The 9829-nt window shown below is 46.1% G+C and carries 12 protein-coding genes; 5 read left to right on the top strand and 7 right to left on the bottom strand.

What is annotated here, in order from left to right; all coding sequences use genetic code 11:
• Positions 1-74 precede the first annotated feature (74 nt).
• Positions 75-1526 carry a hypothetical protein gene (locus QT974_RS25205; protein ID WP_333471144.1) on the bottom strand — a complete coding sequence of 484 codons (1452 nt, stop codon included), beginning with the start codon at positions 1524-1526 and terminating at the stop codon, positions 75-77.
• A gap of 41 nt (positions 1527-1567) precedes the next feature.
• Here QT974_RS25205 and QT974_RS25200 point away from each other — a divergent pair, with 41 nt between their 5' ends.
• The 3 genes from QT974_RS25200 to QT974_RS25190 all read left to right on the top strand — a co-directional run bounded on the left by QT974_RS25200 (position 1568) and on the right by QT974_RS25190 (position 4527).
• The gene (locus QT974_RS25200) at positions 1568-1708 is read left to right on the top strand and encodes a hypothetical protein (protein ID WP_333471143.1); all 141 of its coding nucleotides are present in this window, start codon (positions 1568-1570) and stop codon (positions 1706-1708) included.
• Positions 1709-2162: 454 nt separating this feature from the next.
• Positions 2163-3662 (top strand): GUN4 domain-containing protein, encoded by a 1500-nt coding sequence (locus QT974_RS25195; RefSeq protein WP_333471142.1) that lies wholly within the window; start codon positions 2163-2165, stop codon positions 3660-3662.
• 652 nt (positions 3663-4314) lie between these two features.
• Positions 4315-4527, top strand: a complete 213-nt coding sequence (locus QT974_RS25190) for a hypothetical protein (protein WP_333471141.1) — start codon at positions 4315-4317, stop codon at positions 4525-4527.
• Positions 4528-4787: 260 nt separating this feature from the next.
• Here the strand turns inward: QT974_RS25190 and QT974_RS25185 are convergent, their stop codons facing one another.
• Positions 4788-5315 (bottom strand): P-loop NTPase family protein, encoded by a 528-nt coding sequence (locus QT974_RS25185; protein ID WP_333471140.1) that lies wholly within the window; start codon positions 5313-5315, stop codon positions 4788-4790.
• Between the two features lie 355 nt (positions 5316-5670).
• Here QT974_RS25185 and QT974_RS25180 point away from each other — a divergent pair, with 355 nt between their 5' ends.
• Entirely contained in the window at positions 5671-6219 is a 549-nt protein-coding gene (locus tag QT974_RS25180; RefSeq protein WP_333471139.1) for an adenylate kinase family protein, read from the top strand.
• Between the two features lie 117 nt (positions 6220-6336).
• Entirely contained in the window at positions 6337-7053 is a 717-nt protein-coding gene (rph, locus tag QT974_RS25175) for a ribonuclease PH (protein WP_333471138.1), read from the top strand.
• A gap of 238 nt (positions 7054-7291) precedes the next feature.
• Here rph and QT974_RS25170 read toward each other — a convergent pair whose 3' ends face one another.
• The 5 genes from QT974_RS25170 to dps all read right to left on the bottom strand — a co-directional run bounded on the left by QT974_RS25170 (position 7292) and on the right by dps (position 9681).
• Positions 7292-7612 carry a tetratricopeptide repeat protein gene (locus QT974_RS25170; RefSeq protein WP_333471145.1) on the bottom strand — a complete coding sequence of 107 codons (321 nt, stop codon included), beginning with the start codon at positions 7610-7612 and terminating at the stop codon, positions 7292-7294.
• Positions 7575-7829 carry a hypothetical protein gene (locus tag QT974_RS25165; protein ID WP_333471137.1) on the bottom strand — a complete coding sequence of 85 codons (255 nt, stop codon included), beginning with the start codon at positions 7827-7829 and terminating at the stop codon, positions 7575-7577. Before QT974_RS25165 ends, QT974_RS25170 begins: the two co-directional genes overlap by 38 nt.
• A 9-nt stretch (positions 7830-7838) precedes the next feature.
• Complete coding sequence (locus tag QT974_RS25160) at positions 7839-8483, bottom strand: isochorismatase family protein (RefSeq protein ID WP_333471136.1); 645 nt, start codon at positions 8481-8483, stop codon at positions 7839-7841.
• A 180-nt stretch (positions 8484-8663) separates the two neighbouring features.
• On the bottom strand, positions 8664-9041 hold the full coding sequence (locus tag QT974_RS25155) for a cupin domain-containing protein (protein ID WP_333471135.1): 378 nt from the start codon (positions 9039-9041) through the stop codon (positions 8664-8666).
• A 124-nt stretch (positions 9042-9165) separates the two neighbouring features.
• Positions 9166-9681 carry a DNA starvation/stationary phase protection protein Dps gene (dps, locus tag QT974_RS25150; protein ID WP_333471134.1) on the bottom strand — a complete coding sequence of 172 codons (516 nt, stop codon included), beginning with the start codon at positions 9679-9681 and terminating at the stop codon, positions 9166-9168.
• Positions 9682-9829 lie beyond the last annotated feature (148 nt).

Raw genomic sequence — 9829 nt, 5'->3', positions numbered from 1 at the left:
CTGACAACTGACAACTGACAACTGACAACTGACAACTGACAACTGTCAACTGTCACAGGTCAACTGTCAACTGATTAACGCGGTGCTATGCGTTGCATTTGTTTAGCTTGTTCTAAAATTTTCTCGAAGTCTTCTTCGCTCAACCGCTGGATGTAGTTGATTTTGAACTCTTCTAGGAAGTCGCACAGCAGCAGTTGTATTTCTTGCCAAGTTTGCTGCTGTTGGAGTTCGGCTCCTAAAGCTTGCCCGAAATGTTGGACTAGCTGGCTTGAGAGTTTGGTACCTACGGGGTCTTCGCTGGCGATTTTAAAGGCTTCGTAGGCATCTTGCGGGCCGAGGGTGACTAATTTCGAGAGTTCTGCAACTAATTGCTCTGCTAGTTGTGCGGGCAGGTTTCCCAGTCCGGGTACTTGCTTCCATCCTTGATAGATAGGGGATTGTTTGAGAAATAGTTCTATATTGTAGCGGAGCAGGGCTTCTAGGTCGGGCTGGAGCTGGGGCAGGACTTTGTAGACGGTGATTTGGACTAAGTGGGTGGCGATCGCTTCTATTTCATTTACATTGTTGATGTCTAGATAGCGTTGTTTTTGGGATTGAAATAGTTGACGGGCGAGTTCGCCTGTGGTAATTGATTGTTGCATCTGGTTGATCAGCCCAATTACTACTACTTCGGTCAATTCTTGGGCGAAGTTGGCAACAAAACCCCGGCTGATTTGGGTGCGTATGGGTTGGAGGTCGGGCATTTTGGCTTGGTGGATGCGAATTGTGACGGGTAATATTCGCAACAGGCGCCAGAATGGCAGGAACAGAAAGATGTCGTACCACCGCCAGAGCATGGCCGATCGCCAAGTGACGCTGCGGTGGCGGCGGCTGATGAAGTAGGTGCGGGCTAGAAATTCGATCGCGAATATGGCAACAAACGGCAGGTCGAGAAGCCAGAAATTGTCGGTAAATTCGCCGTTTTCTCCGATCGTCCGGTAATAGTTGATGGCGATTAAGGGCTTGATTTTGGCATCAAACCAGTTGATTTCTCGTTGCCAGCCTTGTTTGTTTAAATAGTCAGGGCTCCAGAATGTTTGGAATGATTGTTTGGCGGAGTCTTGGGGATTCGGGACGCGATCGCGCATCCGGTCTTTAATTTTTTCTAGGGTGCCGCTTTTGGATGCTACTCGGAAAGGATCTTCGTCGATCGTGTTGGCGCTCAGATTGTTTATTTGCTGCAATTTTGCTGTTACTTGGGGAGAGTCCAAGCCTGTTTGCGCTACTTGAATTTTTAATTCTTGTAAGGTTTTTAGATATTTCTGGGTGTCTCGGTGGGGTTTAATTCCTTTAATCGGGTCGTATATTTGGGTAATAACTGGCAGTTGCCGGAAGTAGAAATCTCGCCCGGGGATGTAACTGATGTCAAATAATACTAGACTGAAATTTCCCAGGGCGACCAGTGCCATGAACCGCTCGAACCATGGGACTTTGACTGATTCTTTGCGGGTGGGGTAAGTTTGAGATTGCTGTAGTTTTGGTGTCACTGGCAGTTCCTAATTAAGTAGACCGAACGCAATAAATGTAAATGCTAATAGCTGCTGTCGCCAACGCCGGAAAACTGGCTAATTTTATGGTTGCGCTCTGGTTGCTCGCCCAGCCAGCTAGTATTTATTTTAACTTTAGTTTGTACGCAGTTTTGGATGGTTCTATTTGGCCGCTAGGGTAAAATTTTATACTGGGCAAATATTCAGGTCGATTCATGCTCGCGATAGCTTAGCTGCGCGTACTTGAGGGCAGCAGCAGCTCGCGTTAGTTTGGTTCTCTCGGGCAATAAAATTATATCTCAGGCAGAATCCTGAGTGTTTTTTCGCCGTTGCAGAGCTAACTGGGCCGGTCGTAAATTACTATTTTTGTTCGATCGGCTGGCTGTTTGACCGCTAAATCAAATGTATTGCACCGAGATCGGTTTAAGGTTAGATTTGGACTTCGAGTTTGAGGTCAAACCCTCAAGAGAGTTATACTTGCTCAGGGGCTCGTGAGGCGAGAGCGCCCCTGGGCTCGCGAAAGTGGCTGCCATTATAGTAAGGTTTGGGGTCTCGCCTCAACAAAAACCAGCTCGCGATCGGACTCTTGAATAAAATGACAGCCTGAATATAATTTTGTTCGCATTTTTTTAATATATGACATACTGCCTTAATCTCGATTGCCCAAGAGAAAAGCGTCAGAACCCACCAGGCACAAAGTATTGTCTTAATTGTGGTTCAAAGCTTCTGCTAAAAGACTTGTATGCAGCAACTGAGCCACTGCGCGATGGGGGATTTGGCAGGACTTTTAGAGCGGTAAATCATGGAAAATTTGAGGAACTGTGCGTTATAAAACAGTTGTCGCCGCCCCAGGAGTTTCAGCGCAAACCCGGTCATTTCAAAAAGTATGTCAGACTGTTTGAACAAGAGGCAAGGCGGCTTTACGAACTCAAACACCCGCAAATCCCTCAGCTAATTTCTTATTTTGAGGAAGATGGACGCTTGTATTTGGTGCAAGAGTTTATTGATGGCAATAATTTAAAGGATGAGTTAGAAAAGTACGGTGCTTATAGCGAGTTAAAAACTCGGGAACTGCTGTTAGATTTGTTACCTTTGCTGAATTTTGTTCACGAGCGGAATGTAATTCACCGCGATATTAAGCCTGAGAACGTGATCCGCCGAAATCGCGATCGCAAGTTGGTATTGATCGATTTTGGGGTTTCCAAACAGGTAGTAGCTGAGGCACCCACCAAAACGGGGACTAAGTTGGGAACTCCCGGTTATGCGGCGCTAGAACAGCGGCACGGTAGGGCTGTTCCTGCTAGCGATCTTTACAGTTTGGGGGTGACTTGCATTCGCTTGCTGACTTCTGTGATGCCTTATCTCGATATCTACGGAGACATTCACGATGACCTTTACGACCCGCTAGAAGGTCGCTGGCTGTGGAGGGAGGCTTTGCCAAAAGGAACCAAAATCGGCCCGGATTTAAGTCAGATTTTGGATAAGTTGATTCAGGAATATGTCAAAGACCGCTACAAGTCCGCGCTGGAAGTTTTGGATGTTTTACAACCTACTGTTGTTCTGTCACCAGCGGTAGAAAAGTTGCAGCAGGCAACTATTCTTAGTGCTTCTGTACCGACTCAACCAGTGACGGAGAATCCGCTGATTGCGGTAAATTTAGAGTCGGACAAAGGAATTGATTATTCTCATTTAGAAAGGCTGCTGGCTGCTAAAAATTGGCGGGCTGCTGATGAAGAAACTTCGGTAAAAATGCTGGAGGTGATGCAGCAAATGTCGCGGGGTTATTTGAGCGAGGAAGATATTAGGAAGTTTCCCGCTAAAGATTTGCAGACTATTGACCAACTTTGGGTGCGTTACAGTCACCGCAGGTTTGGTTTTTCGGTGCAGAAGGGTTTGTGGGTCAAGTCTGGGGGGAAAGCTGGTGTTTATGATGCTACAGTTTGGGAGAAGTTTGGCGATCGAGTCGGCTGGCGGGTTAACAGTCAGTGGGTATACTATACTGAGCTGAATTTTACTTCTAAAGCTTTGCCCGGGCATTTGCCGGGGGGAACTGTTTTTGGGTGGGAAGGCGGAGTTTTATGCGGTGTTTTGGGTTTGGGCGGCGTGTGGTTTCTGCTGTCGCGGCGAGATTTGTAAGTAGAAGTCCCTGGTTCGACACCCTGCAAGGGAAGAATCAGAAATCATGGTGTAGGTGGCAATTATTTAAAGAGTTAACAATTGCCTTCCATGGCGCATTCATGGCAAATAAACCGGGTTTTTTGACTTTTATTCAAGTTTTTAAGCAAATATTAGGGTTAAAAAACCTGGTTTCTAGCTGTGTGTCGCGGGCTAAAGTTTTAGATGAATTTCTGGGTTAGCTGTGGCGCATAATTGGAACTAGATATTTCAATTAATGGGTCAACAACATCAAATTCTCTCTCGCTTTGGGTTTCTTCCCCTCTGTCTCGGAGTTATAGCAGTTAAACAAAATAATGCTACTCTGCCCCGCACACTCCAAAGCCTGATAGTCATAGGTCATATTTTATCGTTTAATCTAAAATCTCAAGTTTAAAATGCTATTTTTTACAGAGGCTTGAGAAATGCTATTTTTTACAGAGGCTTGAGATCGGTAGCAGCTTGTTGCAGGTTGCCGATCGCCAGCGATATATTATGTAGAAATTATGTAGAAAAAAACTGAAAAATCAGATATAATCCCAAACCATTTTTTTTTGTGATATGTTTTGAGAGAAGCGCAAGTTTATAAAGCGACAGACCAGTCCCGATTCGCAGAAAAGTATTAGGACGGGCTTTGGCTCCAATTTACCAAGGATATATATCTAGTATGTTGCAAGCAAAATGTCTCAAGCCGTGGATTGTAGTTCGATCGCTTCCGAATGTGGAAAAGGTGGTGGTGGGTCAATTTCGCAGTTGGTCTGATGCAGACGGCCACTTGAAAATTATGAAGCGGATGGTTCCGGCCGATCGGTTGACTGTTGTATTCGATCCGGTAGTTCCAGGGTAATATTGGTGCTAATGTTGATGTGCTGCGATCGCTCCCGTCAGCTCGATCAGAGCGATCGTGACTTATTTTAAATAAAAAAATCGAGCTAAAAATTGCGATCGCCCGCACAGGCGATCGCAACTAAAATCATTAGATATCTTGCAAAAATACAGAGGAAGGACTCTGATCGCCTTTCCTCTGTATTTTTGCTTGTGGGAAGGGCTATAAGATCCCTTCCGAAAATTTGATTAAAATGACTCAGGCAATGTTGTCTATTGTCCTTAACTGCGGCGAATTTCTGTAACTTGGTCGGCCACATCCAAAATTGCTGGCGGCATAGAAGGCCCAGTCAAAATCAGATCCAAATCCTGCGGCTTGCTGTTAATCAATGCCAGCACTTCTGCTTCGGAAATTAAACCTAAATTCACTGCCAAACTCAACTCGTCGAGAATGATTAAAGCGTAAGTGCCCGAACTCGCGACATTTTGAACGTATTCCCACAATTGTGCGATCGATCGCGTCTCGCTCTCATCTAAATCTGCTTTGTCAATGCAGCGAGGCAAATCGCACCGCACCCAATCTAAATTTTGCCCCAGGCGCACCGGATGCTGATGCCCTTGATTGATGCCCCCTTTGAGGAACTGCACCGCCAACACTGGAGATCCCTGTCCTGCAATTCTCAGGGCCCCAGCCATGACACTGGTAAAAAAGCAGCGGTGGGGGCCGGTAAAAACTTGCACCAGCCCTTGAACTGTGTAGGGCAAGCTGTGGGTTAAATTGAGTTTAGGGGTTTGTAGCTGAGCAACCATAGGGCAATATTTAATTAGTAACTAAGTCTTGAATGCGGCTCCGACCGAAGAGCGCGGCTGAAACCTGCTTAACAATATATAGTGTACTGGGCCGAGCGTACATCCGATCGCACGCTAGATATACAAATTGTCAAAAGCTAGCCGAAGAGGCATTCGCAGTCATTTGTCGTCAGATTTTCCTCTGCTGATGCCATCACTTGCACAGAAACCGGGTTGGGGTAGCAAAATAGGGCGGGGAGTGCCAGAACGATCGAGTGAAAAACCAAGGGGATCGGAGTCAGTTAGAGCCCAAGAGTGTTAACAAAAGGTGAACATCGCGTAGAATTTGAATGTTGCAGCACTAGGAGCAAGCACTGTGAGATTGGTAATTCTGGGAGGCCCAGGAGCGGGAAAAGGAACGCAGGCAGAACAACTGTGCAACAATTTGAGCATTCCTTTGCTTGCAGTAGGGGACATTCTCCGCACGGAAATCGCGACTGAAACAGATTTGGGCAAATTGGCGGTGCCTTTTGTTGGATCTGGGGAACTCGTTCCCGATGACATTTTGATTAAATTTATCGGGCGCCGATTGCTGCTGTGGGATGTCTTTAATGGCTGGGTGTTGGAGGGATATCCGCGAACGGCTTTTCAAGCTGAGGAATTGGATTTTTTATTAGACGATTTAGCGCAGGAGCTAGATTGGGCGATTTGGTTGAAAGTGCCGAATCAGGTTTTGCTGAGCCGATCGATCGAACGCGATCGAGCCGATGACGAACCCGAAATTTTACAGCGACGGCTCGATTTGTTCGAGGAACGCACTATTCCGATTTTAGAGTATTACGAACATCGGAACAAGCTGTTAACTATCAACGGCGATCGATCTCCCGAAGAAGTGCAGCAAGATATTCTTAAAATGGTCAGTTGACAGTTGACAGTTGACAGTTGACAGTTGACAGGAAAGCGGTAACAACCAATAACCAATAACCAATAACCAATAACCAATAACCAATAACCAATAACCAATAACTAATAACCATTACTTATGTTAAAAAAACGTGCCGACGGCCGACTACCAAATCAACTTCGTCCGATTAGTTTCGATCGCGAGTTCAACAAATTTGCCAGTGGTTCCGTGCTCGCAAAAAGCGGCGATACTCAGGTACTTTGCAGCGTTACCATCAAGCCGGGAGTGCCGAGGTTTCTTGAGAATACCGGCAAAGGTTGGCTGACGGCGGAGTACCGAATGTTACCGGGAGCTACGCCGCAGCGACAAGAGCGGGAGTTTATGAAGTTATCGGGCCGCACTCAAGAAATTCAGCGGTTGATTGGCCGGAGTTTGCGATCGTGCTTGGATATGGAACTGTTGGGAGAGCGAACGATTCTAGTCGATGCGGATGTTTTGCAAGCGGATGCGGGGACTCGCACGACTTCTATTAATGGCGCGTTTGTGGCTGTGGCTGATGCTTTGAATAAATTGGTGCAAAAAGGTGATTTAGTGAAGTCTCCTTTGATTCGTCAAGTTGCGGCGGTGTCTGTGGGACTTTTGGAAGGCGAATTGTTTTTAGATTTGAATTATGTTGAAGATGTGGCGGCCCAAATTGATTGTAATGTGGTGATGAATGGGGATTTGGAAATTATAGAAATTCAGGGAACTGCGGAAGAGAAAAGTTTCAGTCGGAGTCAGTTAAATCAAATTTTGGATGTGGCAGAAATCGGGATTCAAGAGTTGTTGGAGGCTCAGCGGCAGGCTTTGGTTTAGATAATTCGGCGGTTAGTGAGTCCGCGAGTCCGACAGGGGTTTAAACCCCTGTCTAATAGCGAAAGTCCTCTCAAAGAGGACTGAATAATTCCTTGATTAGACTTCTCAAGAAATTAGATTTTAGCTTAGGCTTAACAAGGGTTTCACGTTATTTTTGGGAGATATCTATTAGTCCTCTAAAAGAGGACTTCAGCTTTAAGGCAGGGGTTTAAACCCCTGCCGGACTGCGGGTTTGACGTTAAACTTCATCGCTCTTACCTATGGCCTTTCGCACTTTCTCAACTTGCTGCGGTGCTTCCATTTCAGTGAAGAGTCGAATCGCTTCTTGAAACGCAGTCTGACTCTTCTCGGCATCACCCATCTTTTGGTGAGTTAAGGCAAGTTGATAATGAGCCTCGGCTAGATCGCATTTTGCACCGATTTTGTCTAGAAGTGCGATCGACTCTGAATGATGGGACAGCGCTGTTGTAAAATCGGATTGTTCTCGATAAAGCTCTGCCATACCACTTAAAGCTTTGGCCTTAACCTGAGTGTAGTGAGTTTTTTCGGCAAATGCGATCGCTCGTCGGACGAACTTTTAAAATGGCTAGAGCCGCAATTCCTAAGGATGCAGCCGCAAAAAATGACATCGCACAATGCAGTTTTGCGTGAGGTAGCCAAGCAGGATTGTTCATGTGTCCGTTTGCCAACAGAACCGCATCGACTCCAATCGGAATTATCAGGGTTGAAAGTGCGGCTGTGGTAAGTAAACTTTTGGCAAGATGCGATCGCTTCATATTTATTTTTTATCGTGTTGCCAAGTTTTTCGTGTGTTCGATTTGAGTCAAAATGTAACCAAACTGGGGCAATCGGCGGGCAAATATATCGCCCATACCCGATGCTGTTGGCAGAGTCCAGTCTCTTTGCAATTCGGCAGCAACGGCGATCGTATTTACGCATTTGACTCCCGCTTGAGTCATGCGAGCAATGGCTGCTTGTTGTGTCGTCATGTTCCAGGTTCCCGAAGCATCAATGACGGCATAAACGTCATAGCCTGCACCCACGGCGGAAATTGCTGGAAACGCCAAACAAACATCGGTTGTGACACCCGCCATAATTAGTTTGGGACGATTCATTTGTTCGACAGCTTTGACAAAATTAGGATCGTTCCAAGCGTTGATGATGACGCGATCGATAATCGGAACCTGCGGCAAACTCTGGACTAACTCAGCAAATAGCGGCCCGTTTGGCCCATTCGGATTGCTCGTGGTTAAAAGCGCCGGCAGATTGAACAATTTAGCGACTTCAGCGAGGTAAAGCGTATTGTTCTTGAGATTGACTGGATCGATATCGGTAATGCCCAAAGACATCGTGCCGACTTGATGATCGATCAGCAGCATGGCCGCATTATCGGGAGTTAGTTGCTCGTAAAAAACCGGGTTTGAAGTCATAGTATTCCTAATTAGATTCAGATTTTGAGCAAAAATATGACTGAGGCAAGGGAGCTTTTTTTACACTATTTGTGGCGTAAGGTGCGCGGCGCACACCCTACAAATAAAGTGTCTGCGTCCAGGACTAAAAAAGCAGGTTTTTGCCTGAATGTGAAAGAGAAGAAAATTACTCGCGAATTCTTAAACAGTCCAGGGAGGAGGAGTCATTTCTTGCTTTTTATCGTCCCAATTCTTAGTACCAGCAGGCATCGCGCAGATAACTTCCAGTTCAGTATCGCTGTGGTTAATCAGATTGTGATAAACGTGAGGTGGCACAATCATGGTGTCACCAGCTTGGAGTTCTACTTCTCGATCGCCAATTGTGCCTTTCATAGTTCCAGACATACAGTACACGACTTCTTCATGGTCATGAACATGAGTCGGATTCAGTGCGCCCGGTTTTAGTTCAGCATGAAACATCAGAATTTCGTTAGCGCCTGTACTGGGTGCCGCCATTTTTTTGACTACGACTCCTGGCACTTCAAATTTATCAGCATTGTTACCGCGAACGATTGTCATAGAAATCTCCTGTTGGAAAAGGTGAAAAAACAAGTAACAGAGTTAGGGTTGTGTCCGTTCTAAAAGATAGTGATTTTGAAATCGGGAAACTGCTCGCGGCACGATAGACATCGCATTCCCATCTCTAATTTCCCTGCAAATGCGCGTCTAAAAACCACAAATACTTGTCCGCAGCGCGAGAGATTTCGGTGAAAATATCGGCGGTATCGGCATCTTCGAGGTCGCTGGTTTGGTCGATCATTTCCCGCACAATTTTTGCGTAGGGAGCAAGGCGCTCGGCGATCGCAATTACATGATCTTTGCCATTGACAATCTCGAAGGGATATTCGGGAAGAGTAGAGATTTTGGCGGCGGTGCGAACAGTTCCCATTGCGGTTCCGCCGAGGGTTGTGACTCGTTCGGCGATCGTGTCAACATACTCATCTAGCTGAGTCGCTATCTGGTCAAACAGTTGGTGCAATTGGTAAAAATTCATGCCTTTGACGTTCCAATGTGCCTGCTTCACCTGAGTTTTGAGGTCAAGAGTCAGCGCCAGAGATATATTGAGCAGGGCAATGATTTGGGTGCGATTTTCTGTGGGTATGTCGATGCGACTGGCATAGAGCTTTGTAGCGGTTGAATGGAGGATTGCAGTAGCCATAATCGTGATTTCCAAATAATTGGATCGAGTGCAGCTTTTCAATTAGCTCTAGAAAGCTGATGTGCCAACTATAAAAGGCTTTGCCCGTGCAAGTCTTTTCTAATCTTGTGGGAAAATTTGTCTATTCTTGCGATCGCCCTCAATTCTG

Origin of the sequence: Microcoleus sp. BM001215392 (assembly GCF_036700185.1) — a bacterium.
Classification (GTDB): Bacteria; Cyanobacteriota; Cyanobacteriia; order Cyanobacteriales; family Microcoleaceae; genus Microcoleus.
The sequence above is the reverse complement of the archived record's forward strand: the minus strand, read 5'-3'. Positions and strand labels throughout refer to the sequence as shown.